The sequence below is a fragment of the Vibrio sp. YT-19(2023) genome, from assembly GCF_033337395.1.
The window spans coordinates 91755-112732 of sequence record NZ_JAWOQN010000018.1 but is presented as its reverse complement, the minus strand read 5'-3'; the positions used below and the strand labels follow the sequence as shown (position 1 = coordinate 112732).

23 protein-coding genes, 1 pseudogene and 1 other annotated feature are annotated in these 20978 nt (G+C 44.1%); of the genes and pseudogenes, 14 read left to right on the top strand and 10 right to left on the bottom strand.

Features of this window, described 5'->3' with window-relative positions:
- Positions 1 to 204 precede the first annotated feature (204 nt).
- Positions 205 to 342 (top strand) — a sequence feature (His leader region).
- A gap of 53 nt (positions 343 to 395) precedes the next feature.
- The 8 genes from hisG (at position 396) to hisIE (ending at position 7570) form a co-directional block, all read left to right on the top strand.
- Complete coding sequence (hisG, locus tag R7E78_RS14970; protein WP_005378180.1) at positions 396 to 1292, top strand: ATP phosphoribosyltransferase; 897 nt, start codon at positions 396 to 398, stop codon at positions 1290 to 1292.
- 5 nt (positions 1293 to 1297) lie between these two features.
- Entirely contained in the window at positions 1298 to 2596 is a 1299-nt protein-coding gene (hisD, locus tag R7E78_RS14965) for a histidinol dehydrogenase (protein ID WP_318058002.1), read from the top strand.
- Between the two features lie 12 nt (positions 2597 to 2608).
- The gene (hisC, locus tag R7E78_RS14960; protein ID WP_017634689.1) at positions 2609 to 3649 is read left to right on the top strand and encodes a histidinol-phosphate transaminase; all 1041 of its coding nucleotides are present in this window, start codon (positions 2609 to 2611) and stop codon (positions 3647 to 3649) included.
- Between the two features lie 69 nt (positions 3650 to 3718).
- Complete coding sequence (gene hisB, locus R7E78_RS14955) at positions 3719 to 4792, top strand: bifunctional histidinol-phosphatase/imidazoleglycerol-phosphate dehydratase HisB (protein ID WP_025766877.1); 1074 nt, start codon at positions 3719 to 3721, stop codon at positions 4790 to 4792.
- Between the two features lie 26 nt (positions 4793 to 4818).
- Positions 4819 to 5433 carry an imidazole glycerol phosphate synthase subunit HisH gene (gene hisH / locus R7E78_RS14950; RefSeq protein ID WP_006743042.1) on the top strand — a complete coding sequence of 205 codons (615 nt, stop codon included), beginning with the start codon at positions 4819 to 4821 and terminating at the stop codon, positions 5431 to 5433.
- A 12-nt stretch (positions 5434 to 5445) separates the two neighbouring features.
- Positions 5446 to 6183 carry a 1-(5-phosphoribosyl)-5-[(5-phosphoribosylamino)methylideneamino]imidazole-4-carboxamide isomerase gene (gene hisA, locus R7E78_RS14945; RefSeq protein WP_025766876.1) on the top strand — a complete coding sequence of 246 codons (738 nt, stop codon included), beginning with the start codon at positions 5446 to 5448 and terminating at the stop codon, positions 6181 to 6183.
- Positions 6165 to 6938, top strand: a complete 774-nt coding sequence (hisF, locus tag R7E78_RS14940; protein ID WP_004749837.1) for an imidazole glycerol phosphate synthase subunit HisF — start codon at positions 6165 to 6167, stop codon at positions 6936 to 6938. Before hisA ends, hisF begins: the two co-directional genes overlap by 19 nt.
- A complete protein-coding gene (hisIE, locus tag R7E78_RS14935) occupies positions 6935 to 7570 on the top strand; it encodes a bifunctional phosphoribosyl-AMP cyclohydrolase/phosphoribosyl-ATP diphosphatase HisIE (RefSeq protein ID WP_005378160.1) in 636 nt (211 codons plus the stop codon). The genes hisF and hisIE overlap by 4 nt, the downstream gene beginning before the upstream one ends.
- 275 nt (positions 7571 to 7845) lie before the next feature.
- Here the strand turns inward: hisIE and R7E78_RS14930 are convergent, their stop codons facing one another.
- The 4 genes from R7E78_RS14930 to R7E78_RS14915 form a co-directional block, all read right to left on the bottom strand.
- Entirely contained in the window at positions 7846 to 8361 is a 516-nt protein-coding gene (locus tag R7E78_RS14930; protein ID WP_042522052.1) for a YchJ family protein, read from the bottom strand.
- Positions 8362 to 8441: 80 nt separating this feature from the next.
- On the bottom strand, positions 8442 to 9656 hold the full coding sequence (locus tag R7E78_RS14925) for an EAL and HDOD domain-containing protein (protein ID WP_005378158.1): 1215 nt from the start codon (positions 9654 to 9656) through the stop codon (positions 8442 to 8444).
- Positions 9657 to 9754: 98 nt separating this feature from the next.
- Positions 9755 to 10492 carry a UDP-2,3-diacylglucosamine diphosphatase gene (gene lpxH, locus R7E78_RS14920; protein WP_005389817.1) on the bottom strand — a complete coding sequence of 246 codons (738 nt, stop codon included), beginning with the start codon at positions 10490 to 10492 and terminating at the stop codon, positions 9755 to 9757.
- A gap of 60 nt (positions 10493 to 10552) precedes the next feature.
- Positions 10553 to 11047: a peptidylprolyl isomerase gene (locus R7E78_RS14915; protein WP_005378156.1), complete on the bottom strand. Its 495-nt coding sequence runs from the start codon at positions 11045 to 11047 to the stop codon at positions 10553 to 10555.
- 202 nt (positions 11048 to 11249) lie between these two features.
- Here R7E78_RS14915 and cysS point away from each other — a divergent pair, with 202 nt between their 5' ends.
- Positions 11250 to 12632 (top strand): cysteine--tRNA ligase, encoded by a 1383-nt coding sequence (gene cysS, locus R7E78_RS14910; RefSeq protein WP_005378155.1) that lies wholly within the window; start codon positions 11250 to 11252, stop codon positions 12630 to 12632.
- Positions 12633 to 12719: 87 nt separating this feature from the next.
- Positions 12720 to 13298: a thymidine kinase gene (locus R7E78_RS14905; RefSeq protein ID WP_005378154.1), complete on the top strand. Its 579-nt coding sequence runs from the start codon at positions 12720 to 12722 to the stop codon at positions 13296 to 13298.
- Positions 13299 to 13358: 60 nt separating this feature from the next.
- Here the strand turns inward: R7E78_RS14905 and R7E78_RS14900 are convergent, their stop codons facing one another.
- Genes R7E78_RS14900 through R7E78_RS14890 form a run of 3 tightly spaced genes read right to left on the bottom strand, consistent with a single transcriptional unit; the run spans position 13359 to position 15718 of the window.
- Positions 13359 to 13997, bottom strand: coding sequence for a YdcF family protein (locus R7E78_RS14900; protein WP_318058001.1), 639 nt, complete (start codon positions 13995 to 13997; stop codon positions 13359 to 13361).
- The gene (locus R7E78_RS14895) at positions 13994 to 14821 is read right to left on the bottom strand and encodes an NAD-dependent epimerase/dehydratase family protein (RefSeq protein WP_017634682.1); all 828 of its coding nucleotides are present in this window, start codon (positions 14819 to 14821) and stop codon (positions 13994 to 13996) included. The genes R7E78_RS14900 and R7E78_RS14895 overlap by 4 nt, the downstream gene beginning before the upstream one ends.
- An 18-nt stretch (positions 14822 to 14839) precedes the next feature.
- Positions 14840 to 15718, bottom strand: a complete 879-nt coding sequence (locus tag R7E78_RS14890) for a LysR family transcriptional regulator (RefSeq protein ID WP_005378151.1) — start codon at positions 15716 to 15718, stop codon at positions 14840 to 14842.
- A gap of 89 nt (positions 15719 to 15807) precedes the next feature.
- Here R7E78_RS14890 and R7E78_RS14885 point away from each other — a divergent pair, with 89 nt between their 5' ends.
- Positions 15808 to 16254 (top strand): PACE efflux transporter, encoded by a 447-nt coding sequence (locus R7E78_RS14885; protein ID WP_318058000.1) that lies wholly within the window; start codon positions 15808 to 15810, stop codon positions 16252 to 16254.
- Positions 16255 to 16297: 43 nt separating this feature from the next.
- Here the strand turns inward: R7E78_RS14885 and R7E78_RS14880 are convergent, their stop codons facing one another.
- Positions 16298 to 16531, bottom strand: a complete 234-nt coding sequence (locus R7E78_RS14880) for a TIGR02647 family protein (RefSeq protein WP_005387662.1) — start codon at positions 16529 to 16531, stop codon at positions 16298 to 16300.
- A 299-nt stretch (positions 16532 to 16830) separates the two neighbouring features.
- Here R7E78_RS14880 and focA point away from each other — a divergent pair, with 299 nt between their 5' ends.
- A complete protein-coding gene (focA, locus tag R7E78_RS14875) occupies positions 16831 to 17691 on the top strand; it encodes a formate transporter FocA (RefSeq protein WP_258515129.1) in 861 nt (286 codons plus the stop codon).
- 85 nt (positions 17692 to 17776) lie between these two features.
- Here focA and R7E78_RS14870 read toward each other — a convergent pair whose 3' ends face one another.
- Together R7E78_RS14870 and R7E78_RS14865 are read right to left on the bottom strand one after the other, a co-directional pair.
- Positions 17777 to 17902 (bottom strand): hypothetical protein, encoded by a 126-nt coding sequence (locus R7E78_RS14870; protein ID WP_254903806.1) that lies wholly within the window; start codon positions 17900 to 17902, stop codon positions 17777 to 17779.
- 366 nt (positions 17903 to 18268) lie between these two features.
- Positions 18269 to 19082, bottom strand: a pseudogene (locus R7E78_RS14865) (ABC transporter permease).
- 462 nt (positions 19083 to 19544) lie between these two features.
- On the opposite strand from R7E78_RS14865, the gene torE reads away from it, so the two are divergent.
- On the top strand, positions 19545 to 19724 hold the full coding sequence (gene torE / locus R7E78_RS14860) for a trimethylamine N-oxide reductase system protein TorE (protein WP_005378141.1): 180 nt from the start codon (positions 19545 to 19547) through the stop codon (positions 19722 to 19724).
- Positions 19725 to 19774: 50 nt separating this feature from the next.
- Positions 19775 to 20959 carry a pentaheme c-type cytochrome TorC gene (gene torC / locus R7E78_RS14855; RefSeq protein WP_005378139.1) on the top strand — a complete coding sequence of 395 codons (1185 nt, stop codon included), beginning with the start codon at positions 19775 to 19777 and terminating at the stop codon, positions 20957 to 20959.
- Positions 20960 to 20978 lie beyond the last annotated feature (19 nt).

Sequence of the window (20978 nt, the reverse complement as noted above, 5' to 3'; positions counted from 1 at the left end):
TGGCGCTGGACTAAACAAAGGCCCCCTTTTAGGGGGCTCACACAAAGCCACCTTCTTTAGAAGGTGGTAATTTACTTGTATTATACAATTCGAATTTTTTTAAAATTAAGGGTTGAAAAAAGTAATCAGCTTGGTTAGTGTTGTTGGTAACAAAGCAAATGAGAAGAGCCTTGAAATAAGTATGCGTAATTTTGTAATGAACATTCATCACCATCATCACCCAATCTAGTCTTTCGGGCGATGTACGCATACCCGGGAGGCAGGAAACTCCCGGAGGTAAAATCAAAGTAAAAGCAGATTTTAAACCCTCGGGAGACTTCAATCTCCCGAGGGTTTTTTAGTTTTATTAGTTTGAAAAATACTTAGATATCAAAATCTTGCATAGGGACAAAGCAATGCAAACACAACGTTTAAGAATCGCAATTCAGAAAAAAGGTCGTCTTAGCAAAGAGAGTCAAGCTCTACTAAAACAGTGCGGCGTAAAGTTCAACGTAATGGGCGAGCGTTTAGTTGTCCATTCTGAAAATATGCCAATTGATTTACTCTTGGTTCGTGACGACGACATCCCAGGTTTAATTATGGATGGCGTGGTTGACCTTGGCTTTATTGGCGAAAATGAACTAGAAGAAGTTCGCCTTGACCGCAAAGCATTAGGTGAACCCTGCGAGTTTGTTCAGCTTCGTCGACTTGATTTTGGTGGCTGTCGTTTATCTATCGCAATCGACAAGGACGAAGAGTACAACGGTCCACAAGACTTAGCTGGCAAGCGTATTGCTACAACGTATCCTCAACTTCTAAAAGCGTACATGGATGAAGCCGGCGTTCCATTCTCTACATGTATGCTGACAGGCTCTGTAGAAGTTGCCCCTCGCGCGGGTCTCGCTGATGCTATCGCTGATTTGGTTTCTACAGGTGCAACACTGGAAGCGAACGGCCTTAAAGAAGCTGAAATTATCTTCAAATCAAAAGCGACATTGATTCAACGCACAGGTGAGTTCGACGCAGACAAAGTGGCGCTAATCGAAAAGCTGTTAACTCGCATGCAAGGCGTGCAGCAAGCGAAAGAATCTAAGTACATTATGCTTCACGCCCCAGCAGAGAAGTTAGATCAAATTAAAGCACTACTGCCAGGTGCTGAAGACCCAACTGTTCTTCCTCTTTCTGCAGATAAGCAGAAAATGGCTGTTCACTTAGTGAGTTCTGAAAACCTATTCTGGGAAACAATGGAACAGCTGAAAGAGTTGGGCGCAAGTTCAATTCTCGTTCTACCAATTGAAAAAATGATGGAGTAAGCATCATGAGAACAGTCGTTTGGCAATCATTAAGTGAGAATCAGCAAGACTCTATTTTGGAGCGCCCTGCTATTGCAGAAGGTGCCAATATCACCACTGCTGTGGCCGAAGTTATTGCTAAAGTTCGAGAAGAAGGTGACTCTGCTCTTATTGAGCTGACAGAAAAGTTTGACCGTGTTAAGCCTGAATCCATTCGTGTTTCTTCTCAGGAAATTAAGGCAGCGTCAGAGCGTTTGTCAGAGTCAATGAAGAGCGCACTAGAGCAAGCTTACGCCAATATTTCTAAGTTCCACAAAGCGCAAAAGCCGCAACCGATCAAGGTGGAAACCCAGCCAGGTGTCCTTTGTGAACAAGTAACACGCCCAATTCAAAAAGTGGGTTTGTACATTCCTGGTGGCAGTGCGCCTTTGCCATCGACTGTTTTGATGCTCGGCGTTCCTGCAAAAATTGCAGGTTGTCGTAAAGTCGTTCTTTGTTCTCCACCCCCAATCGCTGATGAGATCCTTTATGTCGCGAAACTGTGTGGCATTGATGAGGTGTATAACGTCGGTGGTGGCCAAGCAGTTGCTGCAATGGCTTATGGCACCGAGACTGTATCGAAAGTAGATAAGATCTTTGGTCCGGGCAACGCTTACGTGACCGAAGCAAAACGTCAGGTAAGTAATGATTTCCGTGGTGCTGCGATTGATATGCCAGCAGGTCCATCAGAAGTTCTTGTAATTGCCGATGAAACCGCAGATGCAGACTTTATCGCTGCGGATCTTTTGAGCCAAGCGGAACACGGTCCTGATTCTCAAGTGGTACTTGTGACTTCTTCTCCTGTGATTGCTGATCAAGTGACGGATGCGGTTCAACGTCAGCTTAAGGAGCTATCTCGTGAAGACATCGCAGAAAAGGCTCTGGCATCAAGCTTGATCATTATTTCCGAGTCGATGACGCAGTCAGTTTCTATTTCCAATTACTACGGTCCTGAGCACTTGATTGTTCAGACTAAGAACCCTCGTGAGCTTCTACCTCTACTTGATAATGCAGGCTCTATCTTCCTTGGGGATTGGTCGCCTGAATCTGCGGGAGATTACGCATCGGGGACTAACCACGTCCTTCCTACTTACGGTTACACACGTACTTATTCAAGCTTAGGTTTGGAGGATTTCTCTAAACGAATGACGGTTCAGGAGCTTTCTGCTGATGGTTTAAAGAACCTTGCACCAACGGTAGTCACGATGGCTGAAGCAGAAGGTCTGGACGCTCACAAACGTGCTGTTACTATCCGCGTAGAAAAATTAGCAAGTAAGAAAGAATAAGAGAGTAATGAGATGGAAAAGCTAGCGCGTAAACAAGTCCAACAGCTTACCCCTTATATGTCGGCTCGCCGAATCGGTGGTACGGGTGACGTATGGCTAAATGCCAACGAATCACCATTTAACAATGAATACAAAACAGACTTTGCTCGTCTTAATCGTTACAGCGAATGCCAACCGAAAGAACTGATTTCCGCTTACGCAGCGTATGCGGGTGTGAAGCCAGAACAAACACTGACTTCTCGCGGCGCAGACGAAGGTATTGAGTTATTAATTCGTGCATTCTGTGAGCCGGGTGAAGATGCGATTCTTTACTGCCCACCAACTTACGGCATGTACGCCATCAGTGCAGAAACCATCGGTGTAGAGCGCAAAACCGTGCCGCTAACGTCAGATTGGCAACTAGACCTTGCAGGCATCGAAGCTAATCTGGATAACGTGAAACTGGTTTTTGTATGTTCGCCAAACAACCCAACAGGTAACTTGGTTAAGCGTGAGGACATTGTGTCTCTGCTTGAGATGACAAAAGACCGAGCAATCGTGGTGATGGATGAAGCATACATCGATTTTTGTCCAGAAGCGTCAACGGTAGATTTACTGGCGCAATACCCGAATCTTGCGATTCTGCGTACTCTGTCGAAAGCTTTTGCGCTTGCAGGTCTGCGTTGTGGATTTACGCTTGCGAACGAAGAGCTGATCAATGTACTTCTTAAAGTTATCGCACCTTACCCAGTCCCAGTTCCAGTGGCAGAAATTGCGACTCAGGCACTTTCGGAAGCTGGTTTAGCGCGAGCGAAGTTTCAAGTTCTCGATTTGAATGCAAACCGTGCTTACTTGCAAGTTGGCCTTTCAATGATTCCGGGCTTGGAAGTGTTTGAAGGGTGGGGAAACTACCTATTGGTGAAATTCCCAGATGGCGATGACCTTTTCAAAGCGGCTTGGGATACGGGCATTATTTTGCGTAACTCGCCAATTGAAAACTGTGTGCGTATCAGTGTGGGTAACCGTGACGAGTGCGAAAAAACGCTTGGATTTATCAGAAACTACTACGCATAAATAGAGACAGAATTTATCGCTCTCGCTCAATAGCGGGAGCGCCAAAAGAATAGCAATAAGGAAGTTCGAGTGAGCAAACAAAAAAAAATCCTCTTTATCGACCGTGATGGCACCTTAATTGTTGAGCCGCCGATTGATTTTCAAGTAGACCGTTTAGATAAACTAAAACTGGAGCCATTTGTTATCCCAAGCCTGTTGTCGTTGCAGGATGCAGGATACCGTCTAGTGATGGTCACGAACCAAGATGGTTTGGGTACCGACAGTTACCCACAAGAAGATTTTGATGCACCACACAACATGATGATGGAGATCTTTGAATCTCAAGGTGTGAAATTTGATGACGTGCTGATTTGTCCTCACTTTGATGAAGATAACTGTTCATGCCGTAAGCCTAAATTAGGCTTGGTAAAAGAATATCTTCAAGGTGGCAAAGTAGATTTCCAAAACTCTGTTGTGATTGGCGATCGTCAAACCGATCTTCAACTTGCAGAAAACATGGCAATTCGTGGCATTCAATACAACCCAGAAACCATGGGTTGGAAACAGATCCTAAAAGATCTGACGGTGAAGGCGCGCGTAGCTGAAGTGGTTCGCACCACAAAAGAAACAGACATCAAAGTAATCGTTAATCTTGATGAGCAAGGCGGCAATGACATCTCTACAGGTCTTGGCTTCTTTGATCACATGCTGGATCAAATCGCGACGCACGGTGGATTCCAGATGGTGTGCAAAGTGGAAGGTGACCTGCACATTGATGATCACCACACAGTGGAAGATACCGCTCTTGCGTTAGGTCAAGCGTTGAAAGAAGCACTGGGTGACAAACGTGGTATTGGTCGCTTTGGCTTTAGCTTGCCAATGGATGAGTGTTTGGCGCAATGCGCACTAGACCTATCAGGTCGTCCTTACCTTAAGTTCGACGCTCAATTCAGCCGTGAGCAAGTGGGTGATCTTTCAACAGAGATGGTGGTTCACTTCTTCCGCTCTTTGACTGACACATTAGCATGTACGTTGCACCTTTCTTCTGCGGGCAACAATGATCACCACATCATTGAAAGTCTATTTAAAGCGTTTGGCCGTACGTTACGCCAAGCAATCAAAGTAGAAGGCACTGAGCTACCAAGTAGTAAAGGCGTGCTTTAAGGCGAATCTTAGCAAGGAGAAAAACAGTGACAGAACAGAAAGTTGTCATTATCGATACTGGCTGTGCCAACGTCTCTTCGGTGAAGTTTGCTATTGAACGCCTAGGCTATGACGTAACTATTTCAAAAGATCCGCAGGTCGTATTGTCGGCAGATAAGCTATTCCTACCGGGTGTGGGCACTGCCAGCGAAGCGATGAAGAACCTAGAAGAGCGCGACCTTATCAGCTTGGTAAAACAGGTAGAAAAGCCTTTGCTAGGTATCTGTCTAGGCATGCAACTGTTGGGCAAAGTGTCTCAAGAGAAAGGTCAGAAAGCCGACGAGTTAGTTGAGTGTCTTGGACTTTGTGATGGCGAAGTGAAGCTACTACAAACTGGCGATTTGCCGCTGCCGCATATGGGTTGGAACACAGTCTCTGCAAAAGCAGGTAATCCACTTTTCAAAGGTATTGAAGAAGGAGAGTATTTCTACTTCGTGCACAGCTTTGCGATGCCTGTTGGGGATTACACCATTGCCGAATGTGATTACGGAAATCCATTCACTGCTGCGGTTCAAAGCGGTAACTATTATGGTGTGCAATTCCACCCTGAGCGTTCTTCAAAAGCGGGCGCGAAGCTTATTCAAAACTTCTTAGAATTATAAAAGGGATTTAGTGTGATTATTCCAGCTCTTGATTTAATTGAAGGACAGGTGGTTCGCCTTTATCAAGGTGATTACGGCCAAGTAACTGAGTACAAAGTCGACCCAGCAGAGCAGTTCAACTTGTACCACCAAGCGGGTGCTAACTGGCTGCACTTAGTGGATTTAACTGGCGCGAAAGACACGACAGCACGTCAACTTGATTTAATTGCAAAGCTACTAGCAAGCACGCCAGCGAACATCCAAATCGGTGGCGGAGTGCGCACAGAGCAAGACGTGATTGATCTGCTAGAAGCGGGGGCTCAGCGTGTTGTCGTTGGCTCAACAGCAGTAAAACAGCCAGAGCTTGTGAAAGGTTGGATGGAAAAATACGGCGCAGAGAAAATCGTTCTCGCGCTAGACATCAACATCGATCAAGACGGTACGCGTAAAGTGGCGATCTCTGGTTGGCAAGAAGACTCAGGCGTGACCATCGAAGCTCTGATCAACGATTACTTAACGGTAGGTTTGCAGCACGTGCTTTGTACGGACATTTCTCGTGACGGTACGCTAGAAGGCTCAAACGTTGAGCTTTACATCGACTTATGTAAACAATACCCACAAGTGCAGTTCCAATCTTCAGGTGGCATCGGTTCATTAGCAGATATCGAAGCGCTAAAAGGCAGCGGTGTTGCTGGCGTGATTGTTGGTCGTGCGCTGTTAGATGGTAAGTTCACAGCAGAGGAGGCATTTGCATGCTGGCAAAGCGAATAATTCCATGTCTTGATGTTCGTGATGGACAAGTGGTGAAGGGCGTCCAGTTCCGCAACCACGAAATCATTGGCGACATCGTTCCTCTGGCGCAGCGTTATGCGGAAGAAGGCGCTGACGAGCTTGTGTTCTACGATATTACCGCTTCAAGTGATGGGCGTGTCGTTGACAAAAGTTGGGTCGCTCGCGTTGCTGAAGTGATTGATATTCCCTTCTGTGTCGCTGGTGGTATTAAATCAGCGGAAGATGCAGCGCGCATTCTTGAGTTTGGTGCAGACAAAGTGTCTATTAACTCACCTGCATTGGCTAACCCGCAACTGATTACTGACCTTGCTGATAAGTTTGGTGTGCAATGTATCGTCGTTGGTATCGATTCATACTACGACAAAGAGACAGGCAAGTATCAGGTTTACCAGTTTACTGGCGATGAAGAACGCACCAAAGCAACTCAATGGGAAACACGTGATTGGGTGCAAGAAGTACAAAAGCGTGGCGCTGGTGAAATCGTACTGAACATGATGAACCAAGACGGCGTACGTAACGGTTACGATATTGAACAACTTAACATGGTGCGTGAAGTGTGTAACGTGCCATTGATTGCATCGGGTGGGGCAGGTGCTATGGAGCACTTTGCGGAAGCATACCAAAAAGCAAATGTGGATGGCGCGCTTGCCGCATCGGTATTCCACAAACAAGTCATCAATATTGGTGAACTAAAGCAGTATTTGAAACAACAAGGCATTGAGGTACGACTATGAGTGTGAAAGCCGCCGAAGTAAGTTCGCTAGTTGAGCGAATCAACTGGGAAAAGGTGGATGGTCTGGTACCTGCTATCGTACAAGATTTCCAATCAAGCCAAGTGCTGATGATGGGTTATATGAACCAAGATGCGTTGGCAAAAACGGGCGAAACAGGTCAAGTGACGTTTTTCTCTCGTACCAAGCAGCGTCTTTGGACGAAAGGTGAGACCTCCGGCAACGTATTGCAACTAGTGAACATGCAGCTCGATTGCGACAACGATACGCTACTGGTGAAAGTGAATCCCATTGGTCCTACGTGTCACTTGGGTAACACAACTTGCTGGGATGTGGACCCTCAAGAGGAGTCACAAATGGTGTGGCTTCATCAACTTGAGCAGCTATTGGCTGCCCGCAAGAGTGCCGACCCAGATTCCTCTTATACTGCCAGTCTTTATGCCCGTGGCACCAAGCGTATTTCGCAAAAAGTGGGCGAAGAAGGCGTTGAAGTCGCGCTTGCGGCGACGTCGGGCGATAAGGCGGAGTTAGTGTGTGAATCTGCAGATTTGATTTATCACTTAATGGTATTGCTTCAAGACCAAGGCTTATCGATGAATGACGTAGTGAATAAACTGAAAGAGCGTCATAAGTAAGCTTGCGATAAGTGAAAGCCCCTATGCTCTCGAGCCTAGGGGCTTTTTACTTTAGTGTTCTTGATTCGGGGCAAAAACCGGCAACAGTGCTGGTGGCGATTAGATTCTGAATCACGCTCGTCCCTCGCTGTTCAGAATGACGGTATATTTTCTAATGGTACTTGCAGTAGAGTTATTTACTTCAAATAGGTACATATATTCACGTCACTCCAACGAACCTAGGCGAAGTCAAGAATCCAATTAAATCGAGCTCAATAAGCTAGGAGTGGATGATCTTACCCACAACACTTCTTAAATTTCTTACCGCTTCCACAGATACACGGGTCGTTACGACCTACTTTTAGGCTACTCACTGGTTGGTTTAGGCGAGGATCTTGTTCTGGTTCTTCTTCTAGCTCTTCTTCTGGAAACGTGCCGTCAATGTAGTACCAAAGCCCATTTTCTTTTACAAAGCGGGAACGCTCTGTCATACAGTAGCGTTTGCCGTCTTCATCAAAATAAGCGCTAAACTCTACAAAGCCTTCATTGTCATTACTGCCAGCTTCTGTTTTTACAACTTCAAGTTTGCACCAATCGCTGTCGATAGATTGGGCAATGCCTTCACGTTGCTCTTCTGCATTACAGATTGGATGATAAGTGTTGACCACGTAATCGACTAGACCTAACACATGCGCACTGTAACGAGAGCGCATTAACTGCTCTGGAGTGGTGACGTCAGCATGGTTGTTGTGGGCAATTTCACAACACTGTTGGTACGTGCGGTTAGATCCGCAAGGGCAAGAAGAAGCCATAAAATGAAATCTCGATTAATTAAGCGGTAAAAACAAACAACCTCACAATTGCGAGGCTGGAGGTGAGGCATTATAGCGATTTAGGGCGTTTGAGACAGCAGTTCTTGAGCCCACTCGGTAGATTGATTAAAAGCGTCTGCTAATTGAGGTTCGGTTAATTTAAGAACGGTGCAATATCGCTCGGCTAACTCCCAGTCCGCTTGTTCATAGGCGATCGTCATCGAAAGTAAGTGACCAAGTACGCCTTTTCGACTGGTTAATGCGAGTTTTATATCTTCGTCAACGGGGATATCTTCAATGACATCAGAGAGCGGTTGATCGAGCAAAGATCCGAGTAAAGAAAACATGCCTGTCAAAAAAGCCTGCCCAGGGTCATACCTAGTGTTCATTTGACTAAGTAACAGTTCACACATTCGTGCACGCTGAATCGCTAAAGAGTAAAGAGAGTCAGGTTTATCTTCTTGAACGGACGCAATTGCAACTAAGGAAATAAAGCGTCGTAGTCGCTCTTCACCCAGATAAATAAGCGCCTGTCTGAACGATTTGATCTTAGTCGTTAATGTATAGCCTGAATTTACGTAAGTAAGCAGCTTGTATGACAGCGTCACATCAATCGAAAACAGACGTTCAACCTCATTGAAGTCGATGGGCTTATCTGCAATCTCTTTACAAAGTTGGATGACGGTAAGAAACGCGGGGTTCAACCGTTTTTTCTGGATCATCTCAGGTTTGCTAAAAAAATACCCTTGAAAATAGTTAAAACCGGCTTCTAGGGCTTGCTCAAACTCTTCATAGGTCTCTACCTTTTCCGCAAGAAAGTCGATTTTAAATGGGCTCAACGCCTGAATAAAAATGGCAGCTTTCTTAATCGGCACAAGTCTAATATCAAACTTGATCATGGAAACGTATGGAAGAAAACGCTTCCAAGCTTTCGTCGGAACAAAATCATCCAGAGCAATTTTGTATCCGCACTCATGAAGGTGCTTGATGGCTTCTAACAGTTCTTCTGTCGGTTCGCAGTCTTCAAGGACTTCAATGACGAGAGATTCTTTAGGGAACAAAGTTGGGACCAAGTTCACCAAGCTTTGATGCGGAAAGTTAACAAAGCCAAGTTTGTTTCCTAATGTGTTGTAATGCGTCGACAAAAAATGATCGGATAGCAGTCGACTAGTAGCCAGCTCTGGTTCTACTTCAGGGAAGGTATTTTTAGGGCCGTCTCGAAAGAGGAGTTCGTAACCTATGGTTCGTTTTTCTCTATCCAGAATCGGTTGGCGAGCTACGTAAGAATACTTCAATTAGGTACTTCGTTCTGTTTAACTTAGTATTATGATAATAGCGATTTTTTACAAAATATCTACGACTTGAGCGTGAATCTTCTACACGCTCTACATGCTTAACGCAAATTCTGTATGAACGGTCTCGTTTGTAGGTCAAAACTATCAGAATTTACTTTTAAAACTGAGCCTTGCGTATACCAATCCCCTAAAACAATTCGGGTCTTTTTAACGCCATCGACGTCAAAAAAATGTGTGTTCGGGCGATGTGTGTGACCATGAATCATTAAGTTGACGCAGTTCTGAGACATTACTTTCTCGACCTCATTTTGGTTGACGTCCATGATATCTAATGACTTGCTCATTTTATCATCACGAATATCGGATTGAACTTTTGAGACAATTTTCTTCTTAATGAACCAAGGAATACGGTTAAACAACCATTGTAGCCATGGCTTGTGAACGGTTTTTCTAAACTCTTGGTATTTCACATCGTCAATGCAGAGCGTATCGCCATGTAGGATTACGGCTTTTTGACCATAAAGATCAATCGTGCAGACATCGTCGAGTAATGTCATACCGGTTTCTTTGCAAAAGCGTTTGCCGAGTAAAAAATCTCGATTGCCTTGGATGAAAAAAGTTGGCACACCCGCATCCGTCAGTGCTTTAAATTCTGCACGGATTTGGTCTGCAAAAGGGGTGTTGTCATCGTCACCAATCCAGAATTCAAACAGATCGCCGAGTACATAAAGTGCATCAGCTTTTGTTGCTTCTGTTCGCATGAACGTCACAAAACATTCCGTAATATCCGGACGTGATGGGGTAAGGTGAAGATCGGAAATAAATAATGTCGTCATAGAAATAAGGGGAAGCTATGCCTCCCCATTAACTTATCTTTTAAAAATAATTCCTAAGAATTACTCTTCAATTGTTGTACCAGTGATTACTACGTCTTCTAGAGGTACGTCTTGGTGCATGCCGTAAGAACCAGTGCTAACGCCTTTGATCTTATTTACGATGTCCATGCCTTCGATTACTTCACCGAACACACAGTAACCCCAACCGTCTAGGCTTTCGCTACGGAAGTCTAGGAATGTGTTGTTGTTTACGTTGATGAAGAACTGAGAGCTTGCTGAATGCGGCTCCATAGTACGTGCCATAGCAAGTGTACCCACTTTGTTGCTTAGGCCGTTGTTTGCTTCGTTCTTGATAGGTGCACGAGTCGCTTTTTCACGTAGACCAGACTCCATACCACCACCTTGGATCATGAAGCCGTCAATAACACGGTGGAAAAGCGTGTTGTCGTAGAAACCGTCGCGGCAGTACTGAAGGAAGTTTGCGCTTGTCTCTGGCGCTTTCTCTTCGTTTAGTTGAATCTTGATGTCACCAAAATTAGTGTGAAGGGTGATCATGCTACTTTCCTTTACTGTGTTGTGTTGAGCCCGAGATTCTAGCCTAAGTTCTAGTGCTTTAAAAACTCAGGAAGAGGAAATTCTTCGTTTTGTGCTTGAAGTTTAGCCGATTATCGTTTTATCGGTTAATTGCTATTACCTAACTAGGTTGGAGTTGATATACTCATCTTCTTTTATTCATTCACAATCATAGATAGAGATCATGTTAAAGATATATAACACACTCACAAGACAGAAAGAGGAATTCAAACCAATTACAGCTGGCAAAGTCGGTATGTATGTCTGTGGAGTTACCATCTACGATCTCTGTCACATTGGTCATGGTCGTACTTTCGTCTCTTTTGACGTTGTATCACGTTACCTTCGCTACTTGGGCTACGATCTGACGTTTGTACGTAACATCACAGATATCGACGATAAGATCATCAAACGTGCCGCAGAAAATGGTGAGTCTTGCGATTCATTGACTGAGCGTTTAATTGGTGAAATGCACGCTGATTTTGATGCGCTGAACATGAAACGTCCGGACGTTGAACCTCGTGCGACACAGTTTATTGCTGAAATAATCGAATTGGTTGAGAAGCTAATCGAGCGCGGTTTTGCATACGTTGCAGATAACGGTGACGTAATGTTTGAAGTGGGTAAGTTCAACGAATACGGCAAGCTTTCTAAGCAAGACCTTGATCAGCTTCAAGCTGGCGCGCGCGTTGATATCGAAACAGCAAAACGCAGCCCTCTAGACTTTGTACTTTGGAAGATGTCTAAGCCGGGTGAACCAACGTGGGAGTCACCATGGGGTCCTGGTCGTCCAGGTTGGCACATTGAGTGTTCAGCAATGAACTCTTCAATCCTAGGTAACCACTTCGACATTCACGGCGGCGGTTCTGACCTTCAGTTCCCACACCATGAAAATGAAATCGCGCAATCATGCTGTGCACACGATACACAATACGTGAACACATGGATGCACAGCGGCATGGTAATGGTAGACCGTGAGAAGATGTCTAAATCTCTAGGTAACTTCTTTACTATCCGTGACGTTCTTGGTCACTACGATGCTGAAACAGTGCGTTACTTCCTAATGTCTGGTCACTACCGTAGCCAGTTAAACTACAGCGAAGATAACCTAAACCAAGCACGTGCTTCGCTTGAGCGCCTGTACACATCTCTACGTGGTTTAGACCTAAACGCTGCGCCTGCTGGTGGTGAAGAGTACGTATCTCGCTTTACAGCAGCGATGAACGATGACTTCAATACACCAGAAGCGTACTCAGTTCTGTTCGACATGGCGCGCGAAGTTAACCGTCTGAAGACAGAAAACCTAGAGAAAGCGAGCGAGCTAGGTGCGCTAATGCGTGAACTAGCAGATGTGATCGGTATTCTTCACCAAGATCCAGAAGCCTTCCTAAAAGGTGATGCAGGTAACGATGATGAAGTGGCTGAAATCGAAGCTCTGATCAAGCTGCGTAACGACTCTCGTGCTGCGAAAGATTGGGCGAATGCAGATATGGCTCGTGACAAGCTGACCGAAATGGGCATTGTTCTGGAAGATGGTCCAGAAGGTACAACGTGGCGTCGTAAGTAATTGAATTTTCATTTTTAAAGGGCTGATAATTCAGCCCTTTTATTTTCCATTTCCATAAATTAAAACTTTAACTTTAGGTAATGCTCTGTGGCTCAGATGTATTTCTATTACTCAGCAATGAATGCGGGTAAATCAACAACGCTTCTTCAATCCTCTTTCAACTATCAAGAACGCGGCATGACGCCAGTTATTTTTACGGCTGCGCTAGATGATCGTTTTGGTGTCGGTAAAGTGAGCTCTCGTATTGGTCTTCAATCTGACGCACATTTATTTCGTCAGGATACCAATTTGTATCAGGAGATCGCAGCTCTGAATGAGGTTGAAAAACGTCACTGTATTCTTGTTGATGAGTGTCAGTTCTTGTCGAAAGAACAAGTTTATCAACTTACTGAAGTCGTTGATAAGTTGCATATTCCAGTATTGTGTTACGGCCTTCGCACCGATTTTCTAGGCGAACTTTTTGAAGGCAGTAAGTATCTATTATCTTGGGCAGACAAGCTGGTTGAGCTCAAAACAATCTGCCATTGCGGCCGCAAAGCGAATATGGTTATTCGTACCGATGAACACGGCGTGGCAATTAAAGAAGGCGATCAAGTTGCGATCGGCGGTAACGATAAGTATGTCTCCGTATGCCGCCAACATTACAAAGAAGCGCTCGGTAAATAAGCCGTATTGATACATAAAAGCCACCGAACTTGGTGGCTTTTTGTTGTCGGTTAGAAAAAGTTAGACTAAGTCAAAACCAAACCGCTCGAGTAAAACCTGGTAAGAAGATTCGACTTGCTGAGGGATGTTCTGCTCGGTTTGAAATCCTTTCTCTGGATAGCTTTTTACGCGAGAGAAATCTTCCATTAGTGCTTCTAGCACCATCATTAATGGCATGTCTTCATTAATGTATTCAAAAAATGGAAGAGCCGCAGAGCTTACTTGGAGCTGAGTGTAGGGTGACTGCCACTGTTTTTCAAATGTCGCGATTGCTCTACGCTCCATAAACGGTTTTTGTACCAGAATAAACGAGGAACATTGTTTTCCTTCCTCTTTTAATCGTTGCTCAGTAAAGCGGACGTTTTCTCCGCTGTTTGTGGATTTAGTCTCGAGCAAAATTGCTTTGCTTGGAACGCCCGACAACTTTGCAATCTCGGCAAAGGTTTCTGCTTCGCTTTTTTCAAACAGTCCATCTGTGAAGCGACCTTCACCCCCTGAAAATACAATCAAAGGTGCCAACTTTTGGTGGTAGAGCTTGGCAGCGTGCTCCGCTACACGCACATCATTACTGCACATCACAAACAAACAGCCCGCAGGCTTCAGTTCATGTTTAAGTTGCATGTAATCCCAAAGCGTTTCTATATGTCTATAGAGTCTCATAACGCATCCAAAGTTGAATTGAAGTGAAATCGATAACCAAGTGAGAGTAGTTTGTCAGCAAGAATACGCTTGTCAGCTTGCTCTGTGACGGGTGGAAGAGGTATCTCACTTCCGATTTTGTTTATGGCAGCTTGGTAGAACTCAGCCTTGCTGACAGTATGAGGTGTCGTAACATTAATGACTTGGTTGCTTAAGTTGCCTAAGGCAAATTTCGCAGCCGAGACAGCATCATCTTGATGAAGCATATTAGCTGGTGCTTTACGACTAACTTGTTGAAGCCTTGCTGCAAAGCGAGATGGGTGTCTATCTGGCCCGATTAATCCGCTACAACGTAGAATAACAAAGCTAATATTCGAGTCGATAACATGCTGCTCTGCTTGAAGCATAATACGTGCATTGTCAGAGAAATAAGGGCTTTCGGCTGCTAAAGAGATTGACGCGTCAGCTTCTTCCATATCGGAAGCAAGGTTAGGGTAAACCGTTGTAGAGCTGATCATGAGAAGTTTTTCAACGTTGTTTTGCTTAGCTGCGTTGGCAAGTATTTGCCATTGCTGTGCATATTCTTGACCGCGTCCTTTACGAAATCCTGGAGGAAAAGCACCGATAACGTGCGTAATTTGATGCTGTTTGAGCAGCTCATCTAGCCGTGCTGTGGCGTTCAATTGATTGAAATCGAACAATGCGGAGTGAGTTAATGAGGTGGGTAACTCTTTTAATCGAGTTTGGCTACGACGAGTGACAACAACATAGTGTCCATCTTTCATCAATGTTTCTGCTAGCGGAGTTCCGAGCCAGCCTGCACCTACGATCAATGTATTTGCCATTTGGGTCTTCCTACTTACTTATGTCTGCCCGAATAGGTTGAGCAGTTCTGCTTTGGCTTGTTGATGGAGAGGATCTGAATGCCATTTCTGGTGCTGAATAAGGTCAACATTGACTTGCCAAGCCAGTTTTGTGAAATCATCCCCAACTTTTTTTAATGTATTAGGTGAATACGCGACTAAATGCTGTGGTAGAAAGCACCAACCAAACCCTTTATTCGCCAATTCCAACAAAATATAGTAGTTATCAGCGTACCAGATATCTGGGCTAAATGCTTGATTGAGACCACATGGCTCTGCACTTTTGGATCGTATGACCAATTGACGATGTTGTTTTAGTTGATCAATGTGAGTGATTTGCTGCTTTGCTAAAGGATGTGTTGAAGAGACATAGACATCAAATGCAATATTGCCAAGATTGGTGAAATCGATGTGTCTTGGCATTTGTAAATCACTCAAAATAATCCCAGTCGTGGCGCGTTCCGACTTAACCAATTCAATGATATCAGGGCTTGATGCCGTTAAGCATTCAACTTGTAAGTGTGGAAAGCGTTGCTCTAACTTCTTTAGCACATCCGGCAAGCGAGTCAGAGGAATCCCTTCATCAATAGCTAAGACTAATTTGTTCGTTGGCGTGGAAAAGAGCTGTGATGCCCTATTGTTTAGGCGGTCGAGTTGGCTGATTGTTGCTTGTGCATAAGGTACGAGCGCGAGGCCATTCTCTGTTAATTTAGGGTACCTGCCTGATCGATCGAAAAGCTCAACACCACAGTCGATCTCCATATTCATGATGTGCTGGCTCACTACAGATTGAGCTCGCCCCAGTTTTCTAGCTGCTCCTGAAAATGATCCTGCTTCTGATGTAGCAATGAAAGCTTGCAGTTGTTCGATGGTAAACATATCGCTTAAACCGATGGTATCTAACTTTTGGTTATCTAAATAATAGATAAAGTTCTAAGCATTGAGTAGAACTATTTGGATAGAGAAATATGACTCGTAACGAACGAATTTTTCATGCAGTACTTTTTGAGTTAATCGCACTCGCGATTATTGTACCAGCGGCTTCATTGATCACTGGAAAGGGCTCTAGTGATCTCGCGTTAGTTGGGGTCGGGTTGAGTATGTATACCGTGATATGGAACTACATCTACAACTTGTACTTTGATAAGTGGTTTGGTGGCAATCGAGCTGAGCGAAGTTTAGCGATGCGGCTTGGACACACTATTGGTTTCGAGGGAGGATTGATCTTTATCTCTCTACCTGTGATTACCTGGTTCTTAGAAATTACGCTTCTTCAAGCTCTAATGCTGGAAGCCGGCTTCCTCGTTTTCTTCCTATTTTATGCCACTGGTTTTAACTGGTTGTATGACAAGGTTCAACCATTTAGCAAAATGAAAAAGCGATTATTGCCACAGGCATCGACAGGAAAAATATAGGACTAAAAAACGCCACCGAGTTCGGTGGCGTTTTTTGTTCAAATTACACAGACAAAACTCTTAAAATCTTATCTGCATGTTCTGCAACTTCAATGCCTTCGTCTGTTAGATAACCACCGTCAGGCTGTGTACAAAGTTGCTTCTTATATAGACGAGCAACGGCTGCCTGCATTTCTTCTGACGCGTCTGTATGAACTTTAATACCAGTTGCAGCACTACTTAGGTCGAACTGAAGAAGTAGATTCAATTCGGCGATATGTTCAGCTGAATATTTCATAAATGATTCCTTTGCGCTTTTTTTACCAAGCTAGTCTGAAAAGTAGCGTTGGGCAACATTCAACGACAAGAAGTGTTAAGTATGGCGCTATCAGGCTGATATAACGCAGGATCTTTGTTCGAAAGGCCGAATACTTGTTAAGTATCAATGATACTTACGGTAGCGAATGATAGGCGCTATTTATTGCTTGATCTCCCAATAACAACGATTTTAGTAAACACGCCAAATAGCACTTGAAAAAATAGGGAAATAGAGTGATTATCCGCGCCTCTTTAAATGTTTCTAAATGTTACACCAGAATGAACTTTAATCAGTTTGACTCACTATTACCGCCACAAGCTGCGGAACGCGCGGCTGAAGTGGGGGTAGGCAAAGCAACGAAAGCTCCAATCAAATCTTTTCTGCTCGCCATTTCTGCGGGGCTTCATATTGGTATTGCTTTCATCTTCTATACCACAGTAACGACAGGCGCAGGCGAGCTGCCTTGGGGCATTACACGACTCATTGGTGGTCTGGCATTTAGCCTTGGTTTGATTTTGGTGGTGGTTACTGGCGGCGAGCTTTTCACTAGCTCTGTGCTGACACTAGTTGCGCGTGCGAGTGGAAAAATCTCTTGGCAAGCACTTATCAAAAACTGGTTGGTGGTTTACTTTGGCAATATGGTTGGGGCCATTTTGCTTGTGGCCTGTATGCTAGTTACCAAGCAATATATGTTTGATCATGGCCAAGTTGGTCTTAACGCGATGGCGATCTCCCAACACAAATTACATCATGGTTTCTTTGCTGCTGTTGCGCTTGGCATTATGTGTAACGTATTAGTTTGTATTGCAGTTTGGATGACGTTTAGTGGGCGAACATTGACAGATAAAATAGCGGTCATGATTTTGCCTGTGGCTATGTTCGTGTCGGCAGGTTTTGAGCACTGTATTGCGAACATGTTCCAAGTACCTATGGCGATTGGTATTAAGTACTTTGCGCCAGAAGCGTTTTGGCAAGTGACAGGGGCAGATATTGCAAACTACGCGGACTTAAACATGATGGGGTTCATCGTAAACAACCTAATTCCTGTTACGATAGGAAACATTATTGGTGGTGGCGTATTTGTTGGCATGTGGTATTGGATGATTTATCTACGCGATGAAGATAACCATTTGCGATAAGTTTAGAAGATCACAAGAAAGGCGAACCAGGTGGTTCGCCTTTCTTTTTATTTGTCTCTGCAAATGTCAAATAAGTCGAGTCATGCTAAATCAACTCTTCGTTGATACCAAAATCGGTTGGGAGCCAATGAGAAGTTACTTCCTTTGGTTCTTGAACGAGCCAATCCAGAGGTGCATCGGACAGGAGTTCATCGTAATTTTCTTTGATCATTAAGACATCCATGTACGTCTCTCCAAGTTTGTGGTCACTGCCTTTACTCTAAAATTAGAACATGTCAGTCACGTGATCAATGCATGACGATTCGATTGATTACTTATGTTGCTATGTTTCTGGTTGCGTATGGGTTTTGGGGGCTTATCCACATTTTCTGTGGATAACCTGTATCAAAGGTCGTGCGTATCTAAACTTGCAAAGAAAATTTCATAAAATTAGAGGCTTATATCAAAAATAATTCTGCCTGACTTTTCATCTGAAAGCGTCTTGATGAGTGCTCGAAGAATAGTTGAGTTATTCAGTTATAAGTACGTTCGACTTGGCACCATAAGTTGTTTAACGGGCTTTACCCACAAGCGCCAACTAACCGTGAGTTTTGGTCGATTCGGGTTGCTCGATTTTTATCTTGATTCGGCCTTCTTTGGTTTGTACCCAGCGCAATGTCATTTCTAACGTTATGGTTACGGAGGCACTCAACATGACGAAAATAGCCAGCATAATTACTAACTGGTATTTAATCGCAACCATCGGGCTCGCGCCACCTAGAATTTGACCGGTCATCATACCCGGTAAGGTAACCAGTCCTGTAGTGGCCATAGAAGCTAAAGTCGGGGCAAGGGACTTTCTAAGAGCCTCTTGAATGAAGGGGGAAGGATGCGTAGCGAGGAGAGGCTCCAAGTGAGATTGCAGCCTCATATTCTGCTTGTCTCTGCTCAAAAGCCGTAAACAAATTCTGAAGAGCGATGATATTACTACTCAAGCTGTTACCCAATAACATACCAGCAAGTGGGATCATGTACTGCGCATTGTAAATAGGGGATGGTTGCACTAGGCCTGCTGTAATTGCTATCAGAAGTGGTATTAGACCACAGGTAAGGCCCGTTAGTAGCGGAAGCATAAGTGGCTTTTTAGGTAAGTGAGCTTTTCCCGCAATTGAGCTGGCACCAATCAGTAGCATGATGGCAAGCCAAAGTATATTGACAAGTAAGCTGTTTAATTGAAAAAGATATTCTAAATACACGCCAATCAATATGAGCTGAAGTGTCATTCGGATAACACTGATTATGGTGTCTTTTGCTATCCCTAATTTGTAGCGGGCATTGATAAAGAAGGGGACCAATAAAATCAAACCAAACAGTGCCAGTTTGACCCAGCTTATATCCACCACGTTATCCATAATCGCTCCTTGAAAATACGCGAATAATTGTATCTAAGCCTCCCTTTTATATGAACCACTATGTGCACTTTTTGCTGTTCTTAAAGTAAACCTTGAGTGCTATTTTAGACATTAATACGCAGCATTCTGTTTACAAGTGGATATCTTTTTCGGAGTTTTTAAGTCGATTTATGGCATGGTAATTACGATTTAAATGTGATCGATGTTTCTTAAATGTTGGTTATTTAACAACTCCTTAAAAGACTTATTTTGTCACATCTGTTCATGTTTTTTAATAAATAACATCAATCCATCATATCTCTGGATGAGCTCAAAAAAGTGTTGAATTACAAGGTCTGAGGTCGCTTATTTGATTGAACCCTACTATTAGTATGGTCTAACATTTTCCATTAGAGATTGTAAAAAACTTAAGCTTGGTTACGCGGGCTTTTCAATAACACTAGATACAAAATAGGCAAATGTATGAGTGATGTTAATAAAATTGAGAGTGGTGAAAAACGCTCCCTGGAGTGGAAGTCGTTCCTCTTCATTGCAGTTGTTCTCTTCCCAATTCTGAGTGTGGCCTTTGTTGGCGGCTACGGGTTCATCGTTTGGATGTTGCAAGTCTTCTTCTTTGGACCTCCAGGCGCGCACGGCATGTAAGCCAGTGAGCTCATAACCACACTTTTGAAAAGATTTTAAGAGAGCAAATAATGAAATCATTAATCATTAAACTGTGGCGTACCATGACGCGCCCAGCTGTACATATCAGCCTAGGTGTGCTGACTATGGGCGGCTTTATTGCTGGTGTTATCTTTTGGGGTGGCTTTAACACCGCTCTAGAAGCAACCAACACAGAAGAATTCTGTATTAGTTGTCACACAATGCGTGACAACGTGTACGTTGAGCTACAAGAAACGGTGCACTGGAAAAACCACTCTGGTGTTCGTGCTACCTGTCCTGATTGTCACGTTCCACATAACTGGACAGATAAGATCGCTCGTAAGATGCAAGCTTCTAAAGAAGTATTTGCACAAGTATTTGGCAACTACGACGAACCGGGTGTGTTCGAAGAGCGTCGTATCGAACTTGCTAAACACGAATGGGATCGTTTCTCGGCAAACAAATCTCTGGAGTGTAAAAACTGTCACAACTACGAATCGATGGATTTCGAGCAAATGTCTCCTACGGCTCGTATCCAAATGAAGCAAGCCGCTGAGAAAGATCAAAGCTGTGTTGACTGTCACAAGGGTATTGCGCACAACCTACCAGCAGGCATGGACAGCATTGGCGGTATCGTGGGTGATCTAGAGGGTATGACTTCTAACACGGATTACGGCGTTGGTCAGCAACTCGTGAGCGTTCGTCACCTACCAATTTACTTTGATGCGCAAGGCAGTAAAGAAGCTGGTCTTCTTAATCCTGCATCGACCGTTAAAGTTCTTGAAGACAAAGGCGAGTTTGTTGAGATCGAAATTGACGGTTGGCGCAAAGCAAAAGGTTTTGGTCGTGTAATTCAAGAAGACTTCGGTAAGAACATTGCGACTGCGTCTCTGATGAAAGAAGCAGCAACAGACAGCAACATTGTGACGACTGGTGAGAAAAAAGTGGATGAGCTAACAGGCCTTCCTTGGGAAAAAGTAGCGGCGAAAGTATGGATTAAGAAAGAGTCTATGCTGAACGACATCAATCCTGTTTGGGAAAAATCTCGTGAAGCCTACAAGACCAATTGTTCTGTATGTCACACTCAACCTGCGGAAGCGCACTTCGACGCGAACACCTGGCCAGGTATGTTCGACGGTATGTTGGCGTTCGTTAACCTAGATACAGACAGTGAAGCACTGATCTTGAAGTATCTACAGAAACACTCTTCAGATTATGCTGAAGGTCACCACTAATAAGCGTCGGATTGGAGTA

What these genes read in the sequence shown, in the direction of transcription:
- hisG (WP_005378180.1), top strand. Translation starts at nt 396, where the DNA reads ATGCAAACACAACGTTTAAGAATCGCAATTCAGAAAAAAGGTCGTCTT.
- hisD (WP_318058002.1), top strand. Translation starts at nt 1,298, where the DNA reads ATGAGAACAGTCGTTTGGCAATCATTAAGTGAGAATCAGCAAGACTCT.
- hisC (WP_017634689.1), top strand. Translation starts at nt 2,609, where the DNA reads ATGGAAAAGCTAGCGCGTAAACAAGTCCAACAGCTTACCCCTTATATG.
- hisF (WP_004749837.1), top strand. Translation starts at nt 6,165, where the DNA reads ATGCTGGCAAAGCGAATAATTCCATGTCTTGATGTTCGTGATGGACAA.
- hisIE (WP_005378160.1), top strand. Translation starts at nt 6,935, where the DNA reads ATGAGTGTGAAAGCCGCCGAAGTAAGTTCGCTAGTTGAGCGAATCAAC.
- R7E78_RS14930 (WP_042522052.1), bottom strand. Translation starts at nt 8,361, where the DNA reads ATGGCTTCTTCTTGCCCTTGCGGATCTAACCGCACGTACCAACAGTGT.
- lpxH (WP_005389817.1), bottom strand. Translation starts at nt 10,492, where the DNA reads ATGACGACATTATTTATTTCCGATCTTCACCTTACCCCATCACGTCCG.
- R7E78_RS14915 (WP_005378156.1), bottom strand. Translation starts at nt 11,047, where the DNA reads ATGATCACCCTTCACACTAATTTTGGTGACATCAAGATTCAACTAAAC.
- cysS (WP_005378155.1), top strand. Translation starts at nt 11,250, where the DNA reads ATGTTAAAGATATATAACACACTCACAAGACAGAAAGAGGAATTCAAA.
- R7E78_RS14900 (WP_318058001.1), bottom strand. Translation starts at nt 13,997, where the DNA reads ATGAGACTCTATAGACATATAGAAACGCTTTGGGATTACATGCAACTT.
- R7E78_RS14895 (WP_017634682.1), bottom strand. Translation starts at nt 14,821, where the DNA reads ATGGCAAATACATTGATCGTAGGTGCAGGCTGGCTCGGAACTCCGCTA.
- R7E78_RS14890 (WP_005378151.1), bottom strand. Translation starts at nt 15,718, where the DNA reads ATGTTTACCATCGAACAACTGCAAGCTTTCATTGCTACATCAGAAGCA.
- R7E78_RS14885 (WP_318058000.1), top strand. Translation starts at nt 15,808, where the DNA reads ATGACTCGTAACGAACGAATTTTTCATGCAGTACTTTTTGAGTTAATC.
- R7E78_RS14880 (WP_005387662.1), bottom strand. Translation starts at nt 16,531, where the DNA reads ATGAAATATTCAGCTGAACATATCGCCGAATTGAATCTACTTCTTCAG.
- focA (WP_258515129.1), top strand. Translation starts at nt 16,831, where the DNA reads ATGAACTTTAATCAGTTTGACTCACTATTACCGCCACAAGCTGCGGAA.
- R7E78_RS14870 (WP_254903806.1), bottom strand. Translation starts at nt 17,902, where the DNA reads ATGATCAAAGAAAATTACGATGAACTCCTGTCCGATGCACCTCTGGAT.
- torE (WP_005378141.1), top strand. Translation starts at nt 19,545, where the DNA reads ATGAGTGATGTTAATAAAATTGAGAGTGGTGAAAAACGCTCCCTGGAG.
- torC (WP_005378139.1), top strand. Translation starts at nt 19,775, where the DNA reads ATGAAATCATTAATCATTAAACTGTGGCGTACCATGACGCGCCCAGCT.